The organism is Paraburkholderia dipogonis (genome assembly GCF_046027395.1).
Lineage (GTDB): Bacteria > Pseudomonadota > Gammaproteobacteria > Burkholderiales > Burkholderiaceae > Paraburkholderia > Paraburkholderia dipogonis_A.
Window position 1 is genome coordinate 129,033 of sequence record NZ_JAQQEG010000023.1, and the last position, 20,059, is coordinate 149,091.

At 63.3% G+C, this 20,059-nt stretch carries 20 protein-coding genes; 12 read left to right on the forward strand and 8 right to left on the reverse strand.

Annotation, left to right across the window (positions count from 1 at the left end):
• Positions 1 to 82: 82 nt before the first annotated feature.
• The 6 genes from PQR32_RS24030 to PQR32_RS24055 form a co-directional block, all read right to left on the reverse strand.
• Positions 83 to 571, reverse strand: coding sequence for a GNAT family N-acetyltransferase (locus PQR32_RS24030; protein ID WP_408232535.1), 489 nt, complete (start codon positions 569 to 571; stop codon positions 83 to 85).
• Complete coding sequence (locus tag PQR32_RS24035) at positions 571 to 846, reverse strand: hypothetical protein (protein ID WP_006053283.1); 276 nt, start codon at positions 844 to 846, stop codon at positions 571 to 573. Before PQR32_RS24035 ends, PQR32_RS24030 begins: the two co-directional genes overlap by 1 nt.
• Positions 847 to 926: 80 nt before the next feature.
• A complete protein-coding gene (gene moeA / locus PQR32_RS24040; protein ID WP_408232538.1) occupies positions 927 to 2,228 on the reverse strand; it encodes a molybdopterin molybdotransferase MoeA in 1,302 nt (433 codons plus the stop codon).
• Between the two features lie 74 nt (positions 2,229 to 2,302).
• Positions 2,303 to 2,917 (reverse strand): molybdenum cofactor guanylyltransferase MobA, encoded by a 615-nt coding sequence (gene mobA, locus PQR32_RS24045; protein WP_408232541.1) that lies wholly within the window; start codon positions 2,915 to 2,917, stop codon positions 2,303 to 2,305.
• Between the two features lie 10 nt (positions 2,918 to 2,927).
• Positions 2,928 to 4,037, reverse strand: a complete 1,110-nt coding sequence (moaA, locus tag PQR32_RS24050; protein ID WP_408232544.1) for a GTP 3',8-cyclase MoaA — start codon at positions 4,035 to 4,037, stop codon at positions 2,928 to 2,930.
• A gap of 204 nt (positions 4,038 to 4,241) precedes the next feature.
• Positions 4,242 to 7,517, reverse strand: coding sequence for an Rne/Rng family ribonuclease (locus tag PQR32_RS24055; RefSeq protein ID WP_408232547.1), 3,276 nt, complete (start codon positions 7,515 to 7,517; stop codon positions 4,242 to 4,244).
• 731 nt (positions 7,518 to 8,248) lie between these two features.
• Here PQR32_RS24055 and PQR32_RS24060 point away from each other — a divergent pair.
• From PQR32_RS24060 to PQR32_RS24075, 4 genes are read left to right on the forward strand one after another with little or no spacing between them, the layout of a single operon-like run.
• Positions 8,249 to 9,274, forward strand: coding sequence for an RluA family pseudouridine synthase (locus PQR32_RS24060; RefSeq protein ID WP_408232589.1), 1,026 nt, complete (start codon positions 8,249 to 8,251; stop codon positions 9,272 to 9,274).
• The gene (locus PQR32_RS24065) at positions 9,267 to 9,926 is read left to right on the forward strand and encodes an HAD-IA family hydrolase (protein WP_408232550.1); all 660 of its coding nucleotides are present in this window, start codon (positions 9,267 to 9,269) and stop codon (positions 9,924 to 9,926) included. Before PQR32_RS24060 ends, PQR32_RS24065 begins: the two co-directional genes overlap by 8 nt.
• Positions 9,923 to 10,327: a Rieske (2Fe-2S) protein gene (locus PQR32_RS24070; RefSeq protein ID WP_408232552.1), complete on the forward strand. Its 405-nt coding sequence runs from the start codon at positions 9,923 to 9,925 to the stop codon at positions 10,325 to 10,327. Before PQR32_RS24065 ends, PQR32_RS24070 begins: the two co-directional genes overlap by 4 nt.
• A gap of 33 nt (positions 10,328 to 10,360) precedes the next feature.
• Positions 10,361 to 11,365 (forward strand): S49 family peptidase, encoded by a 1,005-nt coding sequence (locus tag PQR32_RS24075; protein WP_408232555.1) that lies wholly within the window; start codon positions 10,361 to 10,363, stop codon positions 11,363 to 11,365.
• A 93-nt stretch (positions 11,366 to 11,458) separates the two neighbouring features.
• Here PQR32_RS24075 and PQR32_RS24080 read toward each other — a convergent pair whose 3' ends face one another.
• Together PQR32_RS24080 and PQR32_RS24085 are read right to left on the reverse strand one after the other, a co-directional pair.
• Positions 11,459 to 12,178 (reverse strand): SAM-dependent methyltransferase, encoded by a 720-nt coding sequence (locus tag PQR32_RS24080; protein ID WP_408232557.1) that lies wholly within the window; start codon positions 12,176 to 12,178, stop codon positions 11,459 to 11,461.
• Positions 12,175 to 12,792 carry a Maf-like protein gene (locus PQR32_RS24085; protein WP_408232559.1) on the reverse strand — a complete coding sequence of 206 codons (618 nt, stop codon included), beginning with the start codon at positions 12,790 to 12,792 and terminating at the stop codon, positions 12,175 to 12,177. Before PQR32_RS24085 ends, PQR32_RS24080 begins: the two co-directional genes overlap by 4 nt.
• 259 nt (positions 12,793 to 13,051) lie before the next feature.
• On the opposite strand from PQR32_RS24085, the gene PQR32_RS24090 reads away from it, so the two are divergent.
• The 8 genes from PQR32_RS24090 to fabF all read left to right on the forward strand — a co-directional run bounded on the left by PQR32_RS24090 (position 13,052) and on the right by fabF (position 19,982).
• The gene (locus PQR32_RS24090) at positions 13,052 to 13,687 is read left to right on the forward strand and encodes a DUF177 domain-containing protein (protein ID WP_408232562.1); all 636 of its coding nucleotides are present in this window, start codon (positions 13,052 to 13,054) and stop codon (positions 13,685 to 13,687) included.
• A 101-nt stretch (positions 13,688 to 13,788) separates the two neighbouring features.
• Positions 13,789 to 13,968: a 50S ribosomal protein L32 gene (gene rpmF / locus PQR32_RS24095; protein WP_006051932.1), complete on the forward strand. Its 180-nt coding sequence runs from the start codon at positions 13,789 to 13,791 to the stop codon at positions 13,966 to 13,968.
• 172 nt (positions 13,969 to 14,140) lie between these two features.
• The gene (gene plsX / locus PQR32_RS24100) at positions 14,141 to 15,247 is read left to right on the forward strand and encodes a phosphate acyltransferase PlsX (RefSeq protein ID WP_408232565.1); all 1,107 of its coding nucleotides are present in this window, start codon (positions 14,141 to 14,143) and stop codon (positions 15,245 to 15,247) included.
• Positions 15,247 to 16,236 carry a beta-ketoacyl-ACP synthase III gene (locus PQR32_RS24105; RefSeq protein ID WP_408232568.1) on the forward strand — a complete coding sequence of 330 codons (990 nt, stop codon included), beginning with the start codon at positions 15,247 to 15,249 and terminating at the stop codon, positions 16,234 to 16,236. The genes plsX and PQR32_RS24105 overlap by 1 nt, the downstream gene beginning before the upstream one ends.
• A gap of 111 nt (positions 16,237 to 16,347) precedes the next feature.
• The gene (gene fabD, locus PQR32_RS24110; protein WP_408232571.1) at positions 16,348 to 17,283 is read left to right on the forward strand and encodes an ACP S-malonyltransferase; all 936 of its coding nucleotides are present in this window, start codon (positions 16,348 to 16,350) and stop codon (positions 17,281 to 17,283) included.
• A gap of 100 nt (positions 17,284 to 17,383) precedes the next feature.
• A complete protein-coding gene (gene fabG / locus PQR32_RS24115; RefSeq protein ID WP_408232574.1) occupies positions 17,384 to 18,133 on the forward strand; it encodes a 3-oxoacyl-ACP reductase FabG in 750 nt (249 codons plus the stop codon).
• 151 nt (positions 18,134 to 18,284) lie between these two features.
• Positions 18,285 to 18,524, forward strand: coding sequence for an acyl carrier protein (gene acpP, locus PQR32_RS24120; RefSeq protein WP_004197638.1), 240 nt, complete (start codon positions 18,285 to 18,287; stop codon positions 18,522 to 18,524).
• Between the two features lie 219 nt (positions 18,525 to 18,743).
• Positions 18,744 to 19,982 carry a beta-ketoacyl-ACP synthase II gene (gene fabF, locus PQR32_RS24125; RefSeq protein WP_408232577.1) on the forward strand — a complete coding sequence of 413 codons (1,239 nt, stop codon included), beginning with the start codon at positions 18,744 to 18,746 and terminating at the stop codon, positions 19,980 to 19,982.
• The last annotated feature ends 77 nt before the right edge of the window (positions 19,983 to 20,059 follow it).

Sequence of the window (20,059 nt, forward strand, 5' to 3'; positions counted from 1 at the left end):
GGTGCTAGCGGTTGGGTAGTCGCGGTGGCGCGGCAAGTTGGCTTCGCGGAAACCAACGCGCGATAACCCGCCCGGCACTCGCTCAGGCGCCTGCGCCCGCCGCCAACTGCTCCAGCGCTTCGCCCGCCAGACGCACCACGCGCCAATCCGGCATGATGGTCGCGCCCAACTTTTCATAGAAGCTGATGGCCTGCTTGTTCCAATCGAGGACGGTCCATTCGAACCGCCCGCATTGCCGTTCCACCGCCAATGCGGCAAGACGCTGCAACAACGCGGTGCCAAGGCCGCTACCGCGTTGCGAGGGTTGCACGTACACGTCCTCGAGATACAGACCGCGTTTGCCGACGAAACTCGAGTAATTGTGGAAGAACAGCGCATAGCCGACGACGCGTCCTTCGTTCTCCGCCACCAGCGCCTCGATCGAAGGCCGTGCGCCGAACAGCGCGTCGCGCAAGCCGTCTTCGGTCGCGACGAACACGTGCGTAAGGCTTTCGAACTGCGCGAGCTCGTACGTCAGCGCGAAGATGGCGCCGGTGTCCGCGGGCGTGGCGGCGCGGATCGTCGCGGGCATTACGCCTCTTCCGGCGCGTCGGTCAATTGGATTTCAATGCCGCCGAAGCGCGACGCCACCCAGTTGTACGCATGACACGCGATCCACAGCAGGATGAAACCGAGAATCGCATTCAGCAGCAACGCGCTGAACACCGTGCTCAATTCCACCGAACCATAGCGCACGAACGCGACCAGCACGCCCAGCAGCACGATAGGCACCGAAAACGTCAGGTACACGAGGATCAGTGCTTTGGCCGTCTGTCCCGGTGCAATGAACGAGATCTGTTTTTTCATGTAAGTCAAACCCGTGTGTCGTAGTGGTAATGGGTAAAGCTGCAAATGAACGCCGGCCGGTGCGTTGCCTGAGCCGTGCGTCAGATTAGACCGTCGAACAGCATGATAGCGACGCGCTCTCCTTCTGCGATCTCGCCTTCATCGTGCCCGAGCACGATGAAGCAATTGGCTTCGCTCATCGAACTCAGCACGCCGGAGCTTTGCGAGCCGGTCGGCGTGACGTGCCAATGTCCGTGCGCGTCCTGTTCCGCTACGCCGCGCTGGAATTCGGTGCGCCCGGCGCGTTTGCGGATGGTCCGGCGGCTCATGGCGTGAATGACCGGCAGCGGTTGCGGCATGGCGCCCGACATCAGCAGCAGCACTTCCCGCACGATCTGATAGAACGCCACCATCACGGCGACCGGATTGCCCGGCAAACCGAAGAATAACGCGGGAAGTCCGACGCCCGGCCGCTCGCCGGACCAGACGCGGCCGAATGCGAGCGGGCGCCCCGGGCGCATGGCGAGACTCCAGAACGCGACGTCGCCGAATGTTTGCAGCAGCTGCTTGGTGAAATCCGCCTCGCCGACCGAGACGCCGCCCGAGGTCAGCACCACGTCGGCGTTCGCCGCGGCGCTGCGCAAGGCGGCTTCCATCGCGGCGGGCTCGTCGCGCACCACACCGAGGTCGAGCGTGTCGACGTTCAGGCGCCGCAGCATGGCAAACAGCGTGTAGCGGTTGCTGTCGTACACGCAACCCGGATCGAGCGGCTCGCCGAGCGAGCGCAATTCGTCGCCGGTCGAGAAGAAGGCGACGCGCAAACGCCGCCTGACATTGACTTCGCCGATGCCGAGCGAGGCCAGCAAACCGAGGTCCGACGCGCGCATGATGCGGCCCGCCCGCAGCGCGGCGTGGCCGCGCGAGAGGTCTTCGCCAGCGAGGCGCCGGTTTGCGCCGCCCGCCACGGCGTTGGCCGCGAAGCGGATCGAAACGGAATCGGCGCCGCGCTCGACGAGTTCCTGCGGCACGACCGTGTCGCAGTCGGCCGGCATGCAGGCGCCGGTCATCACGCGCACGCATTGTGTAGCGTCGACGCGGCCTGCGAACGGATGCCCGGCCAGCGCCTTGCCGACGATCGCCAGTTCGACGGTGGTCCCGCCGACGGCGAGAGCAGCGCGGTTGAACGCGTAGCCGTCCATGGCGGAGTTGTCGTGCGAAGGGACGTCGATCGGCGACACGATATCGGCCGCGAGCACGCGGTCGAGCGCGTCGCGCAAGGCCACGCGTTCAACCGCCGTGACCGGCGCGGCCCACTGGCGAACAATCGCCTGAGCGGCCGGCACAGGTAGCGCGTGAGGATCGTACTGCGCGACGCAGCGGGAAAATTCGTTAAGCGTGGTCATGAAGAGCTGGGCGTCGCGACCGAAGGCGGGAGCGGCGGTTGCCGTGCGGCCGGAGCGGGATTTCAACCGGGGCCTCAATCACGCTGGAGGTCGGCGAGTTCTTGTAGCGAATTGATATTGTAAAACGCGCGCTCGTCGGTAAAGACGACTTCCACCGTCTTGTGGCGCGCGTACCACGCGCGGACTTTACGCTCGCCGGCTTCCAGGAAGGCCGACAGATCGTCGGCGAGGCTCGCGCGCAAGAGCGCGAAGACGGGATGCAAGGACGTTTGGCCGTGCGCGTCGGTGGTGGCGACCGTGGCGATGTCAGATCCGTTCGAGTCCAGCGCGTGCGCGAGGCGATCGGCCAGGTCGGCGGGCAGCCACGGTGAGTCGCAGGGGGCACTGAGTACATAGGCGGTGGTGGCTGCGCCCAGGCCGGCGAGCAGGCCTGCCAGCGGGCCCGGAAAGCCGGCCAGAGTGTCCGCCACCACTGTGGCGCCGAACGGCGCGCCGAGCGCGCTGTAAGCCTCAGGGTGACGATTGGCGCTGATCAAGAGGGCGCCGGTTTGCGGCGCGAGGCGCTTGAGCACGTGCGCGGCGAGCGGTTCGCCGTGCAGCGTTTGCAGGCCCTTGTCGGCGCCGCCCATGCGCGTGGCGCGGCCGCCCGCCAGCAACAATCCGGTGATGTGTTCGCGCGTCGGCTTCATGCGCCGCCGCTCAGCCGCCGATGTACGACATTTCGACGCGGCGGCCATCCCGCGCGCGCGACTCGGCCGCGGCGCTGCCGCGCAGTTCCGAATAGCGGTCGCCGCGGTCCTGCCAGATTTCGGCGATGGCGGTGGCGATGTCGGCGTCGCTCGCGCCGTTGCGCACCAGCGCGCGCAGGTCGTGACCCGACGATGCGAACAGGCACAAGTAGAGCTTGCCTTCGGTCGAGAGACGCGCTCGCGTGCAACTGCCGCAAAACGCGCGTGTCACGCTCGAAATTACGCCGATCTCGCCGCTGCCGTCCACGTAACCCCAGCGTTGCGCCGTTTCGGCGGCGCTGTGCGCTTCGAGCGGTGCGAGCGGGAAGTGCTCGGCGACGCGCGTGACGACGTCGGCGGACGGCAGCACTTCAGTCATGTTCCAGCCGTTCGACGTGCCGACGTCCATGTATTCGATAAAGCGCAGCACCGCGCCCGAGCCTTTGAAATGACGCGCCATCGGCACGATTTCGCTGTCGTTGGTGCCGCGTTTGACGACCATATTGACCTTGACCGGCGCGAGGCCCACCGCGTGCGCCGCGGCAATGCCGTCCAGCACGTCGCCGACGGCGAAGTCAGCGTCGTTCATGCGGCGAAACAGCGTGTCGTCGAGCGCGTCGAGACTCACCGTGACGCGGCTCAAACCGGCGTCTTTCAGGCTGCGCGCCTTGCGCTCCAGCAGCGAACCGTTGGTAGTCAGCGTCAGATCGAGCGGACGGCCCGCCGGCGTGGTTAGTTGCGCGAGCCGTTCGATCAGGAATTCCAGATTTTTACGCAACAGCGGTTCGCCGCCGGTCAGACGGATTTTTTCGACGCCATGTGCGACGAACAGCCGCGCCAGCCGTTCGATTTCCTCGAAGCTCAGCAAGGCGCTGTGCGGCAAAAACGTGTAGTCCTTGTCGAACACCGCGCGAGGCATGCAGTAGACGCACCGGAAATTGCAGCGATCCGTGACCGAAATGCGCAGGTCGCGCAACGGACGCGCAAGCGTGTCGTGCAGCGCGCCGCTGGGCGTCTGCACGGGGCCGGCGATGACCGGCACGGCGCTGAGATCGGCAACAGGGATGATGCGTCGGGACATGAATTGCTTCGATGAATTGCGTCGGTTAGTGCTTGAAATTAAAGCTAGATATTCATTCTATCGGAAATGCTTCCGACGGCAGGGGTACCCCAGGCCGTGTCGGGGTATACGGGGAGTGGCTTACCGCGGCGCGCTCGGGCTGCGCCGCGCGTCCAAAAAAAAGCCCGCCGGTGAGGGCGGGCTTTTCGAGTGCGGCAGGTCAGCTTACTGCGGATGCCGGCCTGTTTCCACCTGTTGCATCGGCGCGCTGTCGAGCGGCGGCAGCGGCTTGCGTTCGCGCACCACCCGAGTCGGCTTGGCGGTCTGCGCAGCGGCTTCCTGAGCCGCGCGCAGCTTGTCGGCGTCGGTGTTCACCCAGACGAGACCGGCTTGTTCCAGCACCGGCTGCAGGGCTTCCGCCGACACGGCGACTTGACGCGGTGCTTGTTGCGCAACGGCGACGGGCGCCGGTTCAACCGCGGCCGGTTCGACAACCGGCGCAACCGCTGCCACGACCGGCTGCGGTTCGACGATCTCAGCTTGCGGCGCAGGCTGGAAGGCCGGCGCGTCGACCACCGCTGCCGGAGCCGCGGTTTCGACCGGAGCCGGAGCAGCGGTTTGCGCTTCGACAACAGGCGCAACTGCCGGTGCCTCGACCTGCTCTTGAGCTGGGGCTTCGACACGTGCGACCGGTTCAACCAGCGAAACCGTTTCGCTAGCGGCCGGCGCAGCTTGCGCTGCTTCGACCGGCTCGGCGGCGGCTTGCGCCACCGGCGTTTCGGCGACCGGCTCGACGGCTGCCGGCGCAACCGGCGCTTCCGCGACCGGTACCACCGTTTCCGTCTTCGCAGCCTTTTCGACGGCCAGAGCCGGCGTTTCGGTTGCAGCGTGCAGTTCGGTCACCACGGCGGTTTCAGTCGCGACAGCAGCGACCACCACTTCCACCGGCGTCACGTCCTGCGCCTCGGTGACTTCCGGCTTGCGTTCGAGCGGCTGATGCGCCGCGCGCACCGGTGCTTCGTCGGTTGCGCTCGCGTTGTCGCCTTCGGCTTCGGCGACGTCCGCCGCCAGGTTGCCGTTCACGTCCTCTTCACGCTCACGACGGCCACCACGACGGCCGCGACGGCGGCGACGACGCTCTTCACCTTCACGCGCCACCGCTTCCTGATCGACCGGCGCGCCGTTTTCGCCCAAAGCGGTCTGGTTTTGCACCAATTCTTCCGCTGTTTGCGCTTCGCTTTGCGTCAGTGCATCCGCGGTTTCCGCCTGCGGCTTGCGGCGTTCGCCACGTTCAGCACGGTCGCCGCGCTCACGGCGCTCGCCGCGTTCCTGACGTTCGCCACGCGGTGCGGCCTCCGCCGTTTCCGCGCGCTCGGCGCCGCGATTGTCGCGGTCACGGTTGTCGCGACCCTCGCGCGGCTCACGGGCCTCGCGCGGTTCACGGCCTTCGCGGGCTTCACGCGGCTCACGATTGCCACGCGGTTCGCGGGCTTCACGTGCTTCGCGCGGCTCGCGGCCTTCGCGCACCTCGCGGCCTTCACGCGGCTCGCGTTCTTCGCGACGTTGCGACGGTTGCTGGCCTTGCGCTTGACGGCCACCGGTCGTGCCTTCGCCACGGCCCGCTGTATCACGAGTGCCTGCGCCGCTACGACGATTACGGTTGCGATCGCCGCCGCGTTCGCCCGTGCGCTCACCGCGCTCCGTGCGTTCGCCGCGTTGCGGACGCGTCTGCTTTTCCGCCGTGGCCGGCGCGGCAGGCGCCGGAGCGGCCGGCTGCATGCCGAACAGATTCTTCAACCAGCCGATGAAGCCGCCGCTCGCCGGCGTGACCACGACCGGAGCCGGAGTAGCGACTTGGCGAACCGGTGCGCTCGGCGCCGGCTTTTCAGGCGTGATGCCCTTGACCGCCGCTTCCTGCTTCGGCTTCACTTCCTCGGCACGCTTGCTGTAGCCGGTTTCCGATTCCAGTTCGCGGGCTGCTTCCTCGGCCATCTTCCACGAAGCACGCGGCTCGTCGAGGCGCGCGTCGTCGTGACGCAGACGCTCCAGCTTGTAATGCGGCGTGTCGAGGTGCTTGTTCGGAATCAGCACGACGTTGACCTTGAAACGCGACTCGATCTTGTTGATCTCGGCGCGCTTCTCGTTCAGCAGGAAGGCGGTCACTTCGACCGGCACCTGGCAATGGATTGCCGCGGTGTTTTCCTTCATCGCTTCTTCCTGAATGATCCGCAGCACTTGCAGCGCGGACGATTCGGTGTCGCGGATGTGACCCGTGCCGTTACAACGCGGGCAGGTCACGTGGCTGCCTTCCGACAGGGCCGGACGCAGACGCTGACGCGACAGTTCCATCAGGCCGAAACGCGAGATCTTGCCCATCTGGACGCGCGCACGGTCATGCTTGAGCGCATCTTTCAGGCGTTGCTCGACTTCGCGCTGGCTCTTGGCCGATTCCATGTCGATGAAGTCGATCACGATCAGGCCGCCCAGATCGCGCAGGCGCAGCTGGCGGGCGACTTCGTCGGCGGCTTCGAGGTTGGTGCGCGCGGCCGTTTCCTCGATGTCGGCGCCCTTGGTGGCGCGCGCCGAGTTCACGTCGATCGCGACCAGCGCTTCGGTGTGGTCGATCACGATCGCGCCGCCCGAGGGCAGCGGCACCGTGCGCGAGTACGCCGTTTCGATCTGGTGCTCGATCTGGAAGCGCGAGAAGAGCGGCACGTCGTCGTGATACCGCTTCACCTTGCTGACATTGTCCGGCATCACGATATCCATGAAGGCGCGGGCCTGATCATGGATTTCGGTGGTGTCGATCAGAATTTCGCCGATATCCGGCTGGAAATAGTCGCGGATCGCGCGGATCACGAGGCTCGATTCGAGATAGATCAGCATCGGCTGACCGCTCGAACCGCTTTGCGACGCGGCTTCGATCGCGCGCCACAGTTGCATCAGGTAGTTCAGGTCCCACTGCAGTTCTTCGGCGCTGCGGCCAATGCCGGCCGTGCGCGCGATGATGCTCATGCCTTCCGGCAGTTGCAACTGCGCCATGGTTTCGCGCAGTTCCTGACGGTCGTCACCTTCGATCCGGCGCGACACGCCGCCGCCGCGCGGATTGTTCGGCATCAGGACCAGATAGCGGCCGGCGAGCGAAATGAACGTGGTGAGGGCCGCGCCCTTGTTGCCGCGTTCTTCTTTTTCGACCTGAACGATCAGTTCCTGGCCTTCACGCAGCGCGTCCTGGATGCGCGCGGAGCGCATGTCGACGCCGTCGCGGAAATACTGGCGGGCGACTTCCTTGAACGGCAGGAAGCCGTGGCGGTCTTCGCCGTAGTTGACGAAACAGGCTTCGAGCGACGGCTCGATGCGAGTAATGATGCCCTTGTAAATATTGCCTTTGCGCTGTTCGCGCCCGGCGGTTTCGATGTCGATATCGATGAGTTTTTGCCCATCGACGATGGCGACGCGCAGTTCTTCCTGCTGCGTCGCGTTGAACAACATTCGTTTCATTGAACGGCTCCAGAGCGGCTTAGCCTGTCCCTCCGCTGCGCGGTTGTCAGTCGCGAGAGCGAAGCGGGCAGCGGCATGCCGCGCCTTATTGTGTTTTCACAAGCACGCTGGAGCGGGAAAGCTGGCGGGAGAATTGCCTGAGAGGGCCCGGCCCATTGAAAATGGGCACGGTGCCGCAGGGCACATGCGAACACGGCTTCAAATAACGACCCGACACGCCGCGGGTTCTGCCGGACGACCTTCATAAGCCTTCGTCCACTCGCGCCGGTGCGCCAACTGGGCGCGTGACCGGAGGGTCGAAGGCTGCGGTCGTGCCGCAACGGGAAGTTCGCGCAGTCGGCGCGTCTTTTCCTGCTGGGGGTGTCTCGCCTCATTTTGACGTCGCCATGTCTTGTACTTTCTACAAGACGCCTCGGGCGCACGCCGTATTTTCGCAACCTGCAGCTTCGTACAGCAGGGCGTCAGACCGCCCGATACCGAAGCTGAAAGTTAAATTCTTTTTTACCAAAATTCCGTTACCGTCGAAGCCGACCTTGACCGAACGCGCCTGTGGGCGCCGTCCCTGCCGGGCACTGACTTCGTGCGTGCAACTTGTTGCATCTCATTTTCAGGGTGAGCAACCAGACCCCGGCGCAAGTAAAATAACGGTTTATCGCTTGCACCTGCGCAATCCGCCCGAATTCCGGACAATGCGCCGGCCGCCGCAGACTGCTGGGCAAATTATATTCAGAATGAAAGAGTTAGGCAAAATATCCCAGAAATCGGTCGCAAGCGACCAGGTCTCGATGATCGAGATCGACGACAGTGCGGCCGGACAGCGCATCGACAACTTCTTGTTACGCGTCTGTAAAGGCGTGCCGAAAAGCCATATTTATCGCATCCTGCGCAGCGGGGAAGTGCGCGTGAATAAGGGTCGGATAGACGCGCAGTACCGTCTCGAACTCGGCGATCTGGTGCGCGTGCCGCCCATTCGCGTCGCTCAACAGAACGAAGCGGCCGCTCAGGCGCCGGTGCCAGCCGCGCATTTCAAAATTATTTTTGAAGATGAGCACCTGCTCGTGATCGACAAACCGGCCGGCGTGGCGGTGCACGGCGGCAGCGGGGTCGCGTTCGGCGTGATCGAGCAGATGCGCGAAGCGCGTCCGCAGGCGAAATTCCTCGAACTGGTGCATCGGCTGGATCGTGAGACGTCCGGCATTCTGATGCTCGCCAAGAAGCGCTCGGCGCTCGTCAATTTGCACGAGCAGATTCGCGAGAACAAGATGGATAAGCGCTACTATGCTTGCGTTCATGGCGACTGGGCCGGCGACTGGGGTCGTCGCCGCGCGGTCAAGGAGCCGCTGCACAAGTATTTGACGGCCGACGGCGAGCGCCGCGTGCGCGTTCAGCCGGACGGTCTCGCGTCGCACACGGTGTTCAATCTGATCGACCGCTGGCCGGAGTACGCGCTGCTCGAGGCGGAACTGAAGACCGGCCGCACGCACCAGATCCGTGTCCACCTGCAGCATCTGGAACTGCCGATCGTGGGCGACGCCAAATACGGCGACTTCGCGCTGAACAAGGCACTGGCGCGCGCCAACGCCAAACCTGGCCTGAAGCGCATGTTCCTGCACGCTTACCGGTTGAAGCTCACGCACCCGGCAACCGGCGCGCCGCTGCAGTTCGAGGCGCCGTTGCCGGCAGAATGCCGTAGCTTCATCGCGCAGCTCAACGAATTACGAAATGGGTCAAACCCGGAGACGACACCGCATGGCTAGAGAGCAATTTGATCTGATCGTCTTCGACTGGGACGGGACGCTGATGGATTCGACCGCGCACATCACGCGCAGCATCCAGTCGGCGTGCCGCGATCTCGGTTTGCCGGTTCCCGCCGACGAGGCGGCCAGCTATGTGATTGGCCTGGGTTTGCGCGACGCGCTGCAGATTGCCGCGCCCACGCTCGATCCGTCGGACTATCCGCGGCTGGCCGAGCGCTATCGCTTCCATTATCTGGTGAAGGATCAGACCACCGAGCTGTTCGTCGGTGTGCGCGAAATGTTGCAGGAACTGCGCGATCAGGGCTATCTGCTGGCCGTGGCGACGGGTAAAAGTCGCGTCGGGCTGAATCGAGCCCTGGATCAGTCGCGCCTGACAAGCCTGTTCGACGGCACCCGCTGCGCCGACGAGACCTTCTCGAAGCCGCATCCGGCGATGCTGCACGAATTGACGCGCGAACTGGGGCAGGACAACGCGCGTACGGTGATGGTCGGCGACACGACGCACGATCTGCAAATGGCGATCAATGCAGGCGTCGCGGGCATTGGCGTCACATACGGGGCGCATCCTGCGGATTCGTTGAGCGCGTTGTCGCCGAAATTCGTTGCGTCGAGCGTCGGTGTGCTGTCCGGCTGGCTGCGAGAGAACGCATGAGCACCGCTGCCACGCAAGCGCCGGCGGAGGCGGTTCGCGTCTGCGCATCGGACGAATTGGTCGACGGCGGCGCGGGCGTGCGTCACGCGGCGAAGCTCGGTGGCGGCGACGTCGTCGTATTTTTTGTTCGCTATGATGGCCGCGCATACGGCTATCTGAACCGCTGCGCCCACGTGCCGATGGAGCTGGATTGGGCCGAGGGGCAGTTCTTCGAATCGTCCGGTTTATACTTGATGTGCGCTACACATGGCGCGATTTACGCGCCGGATACGGGCAAATGCGTTGGTGGTCCGTGCCGCGGAGGCAGATTGCGGCCGGTTCAGGTGGACGAACGCGATACGCCGGAAGGCCGTGCCGTATTCTGGCTGCCCGACGGCGAACTCCGCCCGGCCGCACTCTGATTTTTCTCCCTTTAGACCTTTCCACTGCACCGCATGTCCGACAATTTGACTCCCGAGCCGAAGGAACCGTCCCTGACAGGCCGCCCCCGCACGCCTGCCGATGAGCCGGGCTGGGAACGTGCCGCGCTCGAGCGTATCGCGCTCGCGGCGATCAACGAGCAGCGCGCAGCGCGGCGCTGGAAGATTTTTTTCCGTTTCGTTTTTCTGGTCGTATTGGTGCTGGCAATATGGGTTGCCATCGACTTCTCCGGCGACAAGGTCGCCGCCACGGGCCGTCACACGGCTATGGTGACGCTTGACGGCGAGATATCGGCGGATACGAATGCGAACGCAGAAGATGTCAACACCGCGCTGGAAAGCGCGTTCGACGACGCTGGCACTGCCGGCGTAATCCTGCGCTGCAATAGCCCTGGCGGCAGTCCGGTGCAGGCGGGCATCATCTATAACGAAATTCGCCGTTTGCGCGCTAAATATCCGTCGATTCCGTTGTATGTGGTCGTAGGTGATATGTGCGCGTCGGGTGGCTATTACGCGGCCGCGGCGGCTGACAAGATTTATGTCGACAAGGCGAGCATCGTCGGTTCGATCGGCGTGCTGATGGACAGCTTCGGTTTTACCGGCTTGATGGATAAGCTCGGGATACAGCGGCGTCTGCACACATCGGGTGAGAACAAGGGTTTTTTCGATCCGTTCTCGCCGGAAACGCCGAAGATGGACGAACATGCCCAGGATATGCTCGATCAGATCCACGCACAGTTCATCGACGCGGTACGCCAAGGGCGCGGCAAGCGTCTGCATGAAACGCCGGATATGTTCTCGGGCCTTTTCTGGACCGGCCAGAAGAGCGTCGAACTCGGCCTTGCTGACGGTTTGGGCGACGCCGATTACGTGGCGCGCGACCTGTTCAAGGCGCCGGATATCGTCGACTACACGGTGAAAGAGAGCATTACGGATCGCGTGGCGCGCAAATTCGGCGCGGCGGTCGGCAGCGGCGCGGTGCACGCCATGGCGCTCGGTGGGAAGATGAATCTGCGTTGATCTGTTCTTGTTATTGAAGAAGCCCCGCGCGATCGGTATTCGATGATCGCGCGGGGCTTTTTGTTTTCCGCCTCGTTGGCTATCCAGCCTGAGTCAAACGGCAAGGATCAGAAAAATAGCCGGTCGCTTGTGCAGATCGATCGCCGGCTTTTTCTTCCAGTCGGTCACGGCGCGACTGGCGATTGTCTCCGTTTCCAGCGTCAGATCGACCGCCACGCAAACGAGCGTGGACGGCGCGCACGTCGCCAGCAGCGTGTCGAGCAACGCGCGATTCCGGTAGGGCGTCTCGATAAAAATCTGCGTTTGCTTGCCTTTGCGCGACTGTTGCTCCAGGTCTCGCAGACGCTTGGCGCGCTCCGTGGCATCGACCGGCAGGTAGCCGTGAAACGCAAAGCTCTGCCCGTTTAGCCCGGACGCCATCAAAGCCAGCAGAATCGAACTCGGGCCGACAAACGGCACGACCTTCACACCGCGCTCATGCGCGCGGCGCACCAGCAGCGCGCCTGGGTCGGCGACCGCCGGGCAGCCCGCTTCGGAAACAAGGCCTGCGTCCGTGCCGGCGAGAAGCGGCGCGAGCAGCTTGTCGATCTCGCCGGCCGGCGTATTCACATTCAGTTCGCGAATCTCGATTTCCTGGATCGGCCGTTCCGTGCCGACTTTCTTCAGGAAAGCGCGCGTGGTTTTCGCATTTTCGCCGATGTAATAGTGAAGCGAAGCTGCGCGGGCACGCACCGGCGCGGGCAGGACGGCGTCGAGTGCCTCGGCGTCGCCTTCGCCGAGCGTGTTCGGAATCAGATAGAGCGTGCCGCTCATTGAGCCTCCAAGAGTGGATAACCCACCGCCAGCAGCATGCGCGAGAGTGCGATCAGCGGCAGGCCGACGAGCGCGGTCGGGTCGTCGGAATGGATGGCTTCCAGCAAGGCGATGCCGAGCCCTTCGGATTTGGCGCTGCCCGCAACGTCGTACGGCGTTTCGGCCAGCAGATAGGCTTCCAGCGTGGCATCCGGCAGATTGCGGAAATGCACGCGGGTGATTGCGTCGACGGTTTGTACGTTTCCCGAGCGACTGTCGAACAGACACAGCGCACTATGAAACAGCACTTCGCGGCCGCGCATCGCCTGCAACTGGGCAAGCGCCTTGTCGTGCGTGCCTGGCTTGCCGATCTGCAGACCGTCGTAAGTGGCGACCTGGTCGGAGCCGATCACGAGCGCCGCCTCACCGGCGCCGAGACCGTCGGCTACCGCGCGAGCTTTGGCTTGCGCGAGCCGCAGCGCGGTGACTTCGGGTGTTTCGCCGGCGAGCGGCGTCTCGTCGATCGCCGGCACGACGACATCGAACGGTACGCGCAGGCGTTCGAGCAGTTCGCGACGATACGGCGAACTCGACGCCAGAATCAGGCGTGGCGGGCGATTGGGGGAATCTGGCATGGGCAATCAACGGCTAGAGAGGCGGGGCGTACGGAGTTGCGCGAAGCTCGCGCGTGTACGGGCTTAAGTGTTTGACTCGAAAAGACAAAACGGATATGATTTCGGGCTTTTCATCGGTATGCTTGCGCTAAGCGCGCCTCGGTGTGTATCAACTGCAGTGGTAACTGCGTGCAACACATGAGTCTCGCGGGCTGTCTCGCAAATCAGTTATACCTCGCGGTTTATACCCGGCGAAATCCTTGCCGACGCAGGAGCGCACATGACTCAACATCCTGGCAACCCTGCAGGTCTGTCCGACCCGCATGATATCGATCTATTCGAATTTGCGCGGAGTGGGCGTCAGGCCGCGGGTGTCGTGCGCGTCTCGCAACTGCCGCGCATGTTAAACGAAGTCCCGGCAGAAGCGCCAGACCGCGATACCGCGTTCACCTGGCAAGCCGAAGGGGCGACGCAGCCGGAATTGCAGGACGACGGCACCGAGGGTCCCCAGCCTTATTTGAGGGTGGCGATTCACGGCGCCGCATGGCTCGAATGTCAGCGGTGCATGACACCGTACTTGCAGGCAATCAACGTCGATGCAACTTACCGGATCGTCAACACTGAGGCGGAAGCCGAAGAGTTTCCGCTCGACGAGGATGAAGTCGAAGTGATCGTGGGTTCGAACCATTTCGATCTCATCGACTTGATCGAAGAAGAGCTGCTGCTTTCCTTGCCGCTCGTGCCCAAGCACGAGGTCTGTCCCGAAGTGCACGAGAGTCTCGTCTCTGGTGTGGCCGGTGCTGAAGGCGAGGTCGCGCCGGATGAAGCTGGCGAGGGCGGTGAGCCCGAACGGCCCAATCCGTTTGCGGCGCTCCAGAGTCTCAAGCGCGGTGAGCCGGACGACAAGAAGCACTGAACAGTTGCATGGGAGCGCGATGCGGGCGCATTGGCCATTCGGCCAGTGGCGGAGACCGGATCGGGCTGTGTTAGAATTCGGAAAATTTTTAGGAGTTAGTCATGGCAGTTCAGCAAAATAAGAAGTCGCCGTCGAAGCGCGGCATGCACCGTTCGCACGATTTCCTGACGGCAGCGCCGCTGGCCGTGGAACCGAGCACGGGCGAAGTGCATCTGCGTCACCACGTTAGCCCGAACGGCTACTATCGCGGCAAGAAAGTCGTCAAGACGAAGAACGACTAATCGTTTCACTGCGTTGCGCCCTGTGGCGTTTCGCGTGGCGATCGGCTCGCTTGACATTTTCCCGGCTCGGCAAAAAGGCGGCATTCAACTGCCGCTTTTTTGTGTCGATCGCAGTTGGCGCTTTGGCGCTTACTGTGATCCCATGCAGGGCGTCTGAAATTCGTCGCACTCCATGACAGTAAAGCTCACGATAGATTGCATGGGAGGCGACCACGGCCCGTCCGTGACCGTTCCCGCGGCCGTCAACTTCGTTCGTTCGCATCCCGATGCTGAGTTGCTGCTCGTCGGCATTGAAAGTGCGATTCGTGCGCAGTTGAAGAAGTTGAAGGCTCAGGACCTGCCTGCGCTGACCGTCGTATCCGCTTCCGAGATCGTCGCCATGGACGATCCGGTCGAAGTCGCGCTGCGCAAGAAAAAAGATTCATCCATGCGCGTGGCGCTGAACCGCGTCAAGGAAGGCGAGGCGCAAGCCTGCATTTCCGCCGGCAACACCGGCGCGCTGATGGCCGTGTCGCGCTATGTGCTGAAAACGCTGTCGGGCATCGAACGCCCGGCCATCGCGTCGGCACTGCCCAATCCCAATGGCTACACGATGATGCTCGACCTGGGCGCCAACGTCGACTGCGAGCCGCAGCATCTGCTGCAGTTCGCGGAGATGGGGCACGCGCTCGTGTCGGCGCTCGAGGGTAAGGATCGGCCCACCATCGGCCTGCTCAATATCGGCGAAGAAGTCATCAAAGGCAACGACACCATCAAACGTGCCGGCGAACTGCTGCGCGCGAGTACACTTAACTTTCACGGTAACGTTGAAGGCAACGATATCTTCAAGGGCACGGTCGACGTCATCGTCTGTGACGGTTTTGTCGGCAATGTCGCGCTGAAGACGTCGGAAGGCCTCGCGCAGATGCTGTCCAACATCATCAAGGAAGAGTTCGGCCGTTCGTGGCTCACCAAGGTGATGGCGGTGCTCGCCTTGCCGGTATTGATGCGCTTCAAGAAACGCGTCGATCATCGGCAATACAATGGCGCCGCGTTGCTCGGCCTGCGCGGGCTGGTGATCAAAAGCCACGGTTCGGCGGATGCTTACGGGTTTGAGTGGGCTATCAAACGCGGGTATGATGCCGTCAAAAACGGCGTGCTGGAACGCCTTGCGCGAGCGATGGAAGAGAATGCGGGTTCTCTCGAACAGGCGGCGCGCGACGCGAGCGGTGCGGGTCACGCAAGCCCGATCGCAGGCCAGCCCGCCGAGCCCTACGCTGCGCAATCCTCGAAGGCATAATGGCTCAATCGACAATTTATTCCCGCGTGCTGGGCACCGGCAGCTATCTGCCGCCCCAACGCGTCACCAATCAGGATCTGGCCGAGCGTCTCGCCAAGCAGGGTGTCGAGACGAGCGACGAATGGATCGTCGCCCGCACGGGCATCCATGCACGCCACTTCGCGGACCCTGATGTCACGACCAGCGATCTGGCGCTCATCGCGTCGCAACGCGCGATCGAAGCGGCGGACATCGACCCGCAGTCCATCGATCTGATCATCGTCGCCACCTCCACGCCGGACTTCGTGTTTCCGAGCACGGCGTGCCTGTTGCAGAACAAACTCGGCATCAAGAACCACGGTGCGGCATTCGACGTGCAGGCCGTCTGTTCCGGGTTTGCTTATGCGGTGGCCACGGCGGACAGCTTCATTCGCAGTGGTCAGCATCGCACGGCGCTTGTAATCGGCGCGGAAACGTTCTCGCGAATTCTCGACTTCAAGGACCGCACCACCTGCGTGCTGTTCGGCGACGGCGCGGGCGCGGTGATCCTGCAGGCGTCCGAACAACCGGGCGTGCTGGCAAGCGCGTTGCACGCCGACGGCAGCCATTCGAATATTCTTTGCACGCCGGGCAACGTGAACGGCGGTGTGGTGGCCGGCAGCGCGTTCCTGCATATGGACGGGCAAGCCGTGTTCAAGCTCGCCGTCAATGTGCTCGAAAAGGTCGCGGTCGAAGCGCTCGAAAAAGCCAATCTGTCGGCTGAGCAGATCGACTGGCTGATTCCGCATCAGGCGAATATCCGCATTATGCAAAGCACCTGCCGCAAGCTCGGCTTGCCACAGGAACGCATGGTCGTCACGGTGGGCGAGCACGGCAATACGTCGGCTGCGTCCATTCCGCTCGCATTCGACGTCGCGGTGCGCGACGGCCGCATCAAGCGCGGCCAGAACGTGCTGATCGAAGGTGTCGGCGGCGGTTTCACGTGGGGCGCGTCGGTTATCCGCTACTGATAGCGGCGACGTTATGGCGAGCGCCGTTTGCGGCGCTCGGCTACGCTTGAGCGCGCTCGCCGTCAACCGGGCGCGCCACCCACATCTGACTAAATCGATTTTGGGGACGATATGAAATTTGCGTTCGTTTTTCCTGGGCAAGGTTCGCAGTCGGTCGGCATGCTCAACGCATTCGCCGATCACGCGGTCGTGCGTGAAACGGTTCAGGAAGCCTCCGATGCGCTCAATCAGGACCTCGGCAAGCTGATCGCCGAAGGCCCTGTCGAAGATCTGAACCTCACCACCAACACCCAGCCGGTCATGCTGACTGCCGCTTACGCGATGTATCGCGCATGGCTGCAGGCTGGCGGGCCGAAGCCGGCGATCGTCGCGGGCCATAGCCTCGGGGAATACACCGCGCTGGTCGTGGCGGGCGCGATGGCGTTTCGCGATGCCGTGCCGCTCGTGCGTTTTCGCGCGCAAGCCATGCAAACGGCGGTGCCGGTCGGTGAAGGCGGCATGGCCGCGATTCTCGGTCTCGACGACGACACCGTGCGCGCGGTGTGCGCCGAAGCGTCGGTGGCGGGCGTCGTCGAAGCGGTGAATTTCAATGCGCCGGCGCAGGTCGTGATCGCGGGCCATAAGGCCGCGGTCGAAAAGGCCTGCGAAGTCGCGAAAGCGAAGGGCGCGAAGCGCGTGTTGCCGCTGCCGGTATCAGCGCCGTTCCACTCGTCGCTGCTCAAGCCGGCGTCGGATCAGTTGCGTGAGTATCTGGCGAGCGTCGAGGTGCAGGTGCCGGCTATTCCGGTCATCAACAACGTCGACGTCGCCGTGGTCAACGAGCCGGTCAAGATCAAGGACGCGCTGGTGCGCCAGGCGGCCGGCGCGGTACGTTGGGTCGAAAGCGTGCAAGCCATGTCGGCTCAAGGCGTCACGCACGTGATCGAATGCGGTCCGGGCAAGGTCCTTGCGGGTCTGACCAAGCGTATCGACGGCAACCTGGTCGGCGCTTCGATTTTCGATCCGGCTTCGCTCGAAGAAACGCTCAAACTCGTGAAGGCAGGCTGAACGCAACATCGCGCGGCACCTGGCAGCAGGCGCTTAGCGACGGCATCAGGACTGCGCATCAAGAATCAATCAGCCCTCCGAAGGGCATCCGGACTGACAGATGGAAAAGACTCTCGACAAGCAGATCGCAATCGTCACCGGCGCTTCGCGCGGCATTGGCCGTGCGATTGCCATGGAACTGGCGCGCCAGGGTGCGACGGTGATCGGCACGGCGACCACCGAAAGCGGCGCGGCCGCCATCAGCGAAGCGTTTAACGCGGCCGGCGTGAACGGCCGCGGCGCGGTGCTCAACGTGAACGACGCGGCCGCGGCGGAAGCGCTGATTGACGGCACGGTGAAGGAATTCGGCGCGCTGCACGTGCTGGTGAACAACGCCGGCATCACGCAGGATCAACTCGCCATGCGTATGAAGGACGACGATTGGGACGCGGTGGTGGACACCAATCTCAAGTCGGTGTTCCGTCTGTCGCGCGCGGTGCTGCGTCCCATGATGAAGGCAAAGGGCGGCCGCATCATCAACATCACGTCGGTGGTCGGCTCGGCCGGCAACCCCGGGCAGATCAATTACGCCGCCGCGAAAGCGGGCGTGGCCGGCATGACGCGCGCGCTCGCACGCGAGATCGGCAGCCGCGGCATCACGGTGAATTGCGTCGCACCGGGCTTCATTGATACCGACATGACCAAGACTCTGCCGGAAGAGCAGCAAACGGCGCTGAAAACGCAGATTCCGCTGGGCCGCCTGGGCAGCCCGGAAGATATCGCGCACGCCGTGGCGTTTCTGGCGTCGCCGCAAGCCGGCTATATCACCGGCACGACACTGCATGTGAACGGCGGAATGTACATGGCGTAACCAAATTCGGTTACTATCCGCGCCTTGATGCGTTTGTAAATGCGTAGGGCGCATGCCTTGACAGTAACCCGATGCGCCGCTTTTTTGCCGGGTCAAACCTGATAAAATGCGCGCACCTGTATTTTTGAACTTCTTTTCCCTTGGAGGGGTAATGGACAATATCGAACAGCGCGTCAAGAAGATCGTCGCAGAACAACTGGGCGTTGCAGAAGCTGAGATCAAGAACGAAGCTTCGTTCGTGAACGACCTCGGCGCCGACTCGCTCGACACCGTTGAACTCGTGATGGCCCTCGAAGACGAATTCGGCATGGAAATTCCGGATGAAGAAGCCGAGAAGATCACCACCGTTCAGCAAGCGATCGACTACGCTCGCGCGAACGTCAAGGCCTAAAGTCATTCACGCCCGCGTTTCTGCGTTGGCGGCGTATGACGCCCTGCCGTGTCGGTTGCCGACGCCAGCAGGGTTGGCGCTTTTTGCCGTGCAGGAGCCAGCGATGTTGACTGCGCAAGTTTTCGCGCGATTGCCGGATTAACAGCCACAGGGCACACAGGGCAGGTTCCTGGGGCCGCTGTGGCTTTTGCTTTTGTCATCTATGAAAAAGGGGTTACCGTGAGCCGCCGTCGTGTTGTTGTTACAGGCCTGGGGCTGATTTCGCCTGTTGGCAATAATGTTGCCGACGGCTGGGCCAATCTGGTCGCCGGCAAGTCGGGTATTGCCAATATCACGAAGTTCGATGCGTCGAACTTCTCGACTCGTTTCGCCGGCGAGGTGAAGGGCTTCAATATCGAGGACTACATCCCCGGTAAAGAAGCGCGCCACATGGATACGTTCATCCATTACGGCGTGGCTGCGGGCATCCAGGCGATGCAGGACAGCGGCCTCGAAGTCACCGACGAGAATTCGGAGCGTATCGGCGTGGTGGTCGGTTCGGGCATCGGCGGCTTGCCGATGATCGAAGTGACGCAAACCGAACTGCTCAATCGCGGCCCGCGCCGTATTTCGCCGTTCTTCGTGCCGGCGTCGATCATCAACATGATTTCCGGCCATCTGTCGATCAAGTTCGGCATCAAAGGTCCTAATCTGGCGATCGTCACCGCCTGCACGACCGGCCTGCACTGTATCGGCGAGGCTTCGCGCCTGATCGAATACGGCGACGCCGACGTGATGATCGCGGGCGGTGCGGAATCGACCGTGTCGCCGCTCGGTATCGGCGGCTTTGCGGCGGCGCGCGCGTTGTCGCAACGCAATGACGATCCGGCAACGGCGAGCCGTCCGTGGGACAAGGATCGCGACGGTTTCGTGCTGGGCGAGGGCGCCGGCGTGATGGTGCTCGAAGAGTACGAACACGCGAAGGCGCGCGGCGCGAAGATTTACGCCGAAATCAGCGGCTATGGGATGAGCGGCGACGCCTATCACATGACCGCGCCGCTGGAAGACGGTGACGGCGCTCGCCGCTGCATGCTGGCTGCGTTGAAGAACGCGGGCATCAACACGGATCAGGTGAATTACCTGAACGCGCACGGCACCTCCACGCCGCTCGGCGATCTGGCTGAAACCACCGGCATCAAGCGCGCTTTCGGCGACCACGCCAAAGACATGGTCGTGAACTCGACCAAGTCGATGACGGGCCACCTGCTGGGCGGCGCCGGCGGTCTGGAGTCGGTGTTCACCGTGCTGGCCGTGCATCATCAGGTGTCGCCGCCGACCATCAACATCTTCAACCAGGATCCGGCCTGCGATCTGGACTACTGCGCCAACACCGCGCGGGAGATGAAGATCGACGTGGCGCTGAAGAACTCGTTCGGGTTCGGCGGCACGAACGGCACGCTGGTCTTCAAGCGCGCTTGATCGCCTGATAGTTGGTGACGCGCCAGTCGACGGCGCCGGCTCTGCCGGCGTTTTCCCCTGAATCAGCCACCCCCCCC

Bases quoted from the DNA above. Each gene is read 5' to 3' on its own strand.
- PQR32_RS24030 (WP_408232535.1), bottom strand. From the start codon at position 571: ATGCCCGCGACGATCCGCGCCGCCACGCCCGCGGACACCGGCGCCATC.
- PQR32_RS24035 (WP_006053283.1), bottom strand. From the start codon at position 846: ATGAAAAAACAGATCTCGTTCATTGCACCGGGACAGACGGCCAAAGCA.
- moeA (WP_408232538.1), bottom strand. From the start codon at position 2,228: ATGACCACGCTTAACGAATTTTCCCGCTGCGTCGCGCAGTACGATCCT.
- mobA (WP_408232541.1), bottom strand. From the start codon at position 2,917: ATGAAGCCGACGCGCGAACACATCACCGGATTGTTGCTGGCGGGCGGC.
- moaA (WP_408232544.1), bottom strand. From the start codon at position 4,037: ATGTCCCGACGCATCATCCCTGTTGCCGATCTCAGCGCCGTGCCGGTC.
- PQR32_RS24055 (WP_408232547.1), bottom strand. From the start codon at position 7,517: ATGAAACGAATGTTGTTCAACGCGACGCAGCAGGAAGAACTGCGCGTC.
- PQR32_RS24060 (WP_408232589.1), top strand. From the start codon at position 8,249: ATGAAAGAGTTAGGCAAAATATCCCAGAAATCGGTCGCAAGCGACCAG.
- PQR32_RS24065 (WP_408232550.1), top strand. From the start codon at position 9,267: ATGGCTAGAGAGCAATTTGATCTGATCGTCTTCGACTGGGACGGGACG.
- PQR32_RS24070 (WP_408232552.1), top strand. From the start codon at position 9,923: ATGAGCACCGCTGCCACGCAAGCGCCGGCGGAGGCGGTTCGCGTCTGC.
- PQR32_RS24075 (WP_408232555.1), top strand. From the start codon at position 10,361: ATGTCCGACAATTTGACTCCCGAGCCGAAGGAACCGTCCCTGACAGGC.
- PQR32_RS24080 (WP_408232557.1), bottom strand. From the start codon at position 12,178: ATGAGCGGCACGCTCTATCTGATTCCGAACACGCTCGGCGAAGGCGAC.
- PQR32_RS24085 (WP_408232559.1), bottom strand. From the start codon at position 12,792: ATGCCAGATTCCCCCAATCGCCCGCCACGCCTGATTCTGGCGTCGAGT.
- PQR32_RS24090 (WP_408232562.1), top strand. From the start codon at position 13,052: ATGACTCAACATCCTGGCAACCCTGCAGGTCTGTCCGACCCGCATGAT.
- rpmF (WP_006051932.1), top strand. From the start codon at position 13,789: ATGGCAGTTCAGCAAAATAAGAAGTCGCCGTCGAAGCGCGGCATGCAC.
- plsX (WP_408232565.1), top strand. From the start codon at position 14,141: ATGACAGTAAAGCTCACGATAGATTGCATGGGAGGCGACCACGGCCCG.
- PQR32_RS24105 (WP_408232568.1), top strand. From the start codon at position 15,247: ATGGCTCAATCGACAATTTATTCCCGCGTGCTGGGCACCGGCAGCTAT.
- fabD (WP_408232571.1), top strand. From the start codon at position 16,348: ATGAAATTTGCGTTCGTTTTTCCTGGGCAAGGTTCGCAGTCGGTCGGC.
- fabG (WP_408232574.1), top strand. From the start codon at position 17,384: ATGGAAAAGACTCTCGACAAGCAGATCGCAATCGTCACCGGCGCTTCG.
- acpP (WP_004197638.1), top strand. From the start codon at position 18,285: ATGGACAATATCGAACAGCGCGTCAAGAAGATCGTCGCAGAACAACTG.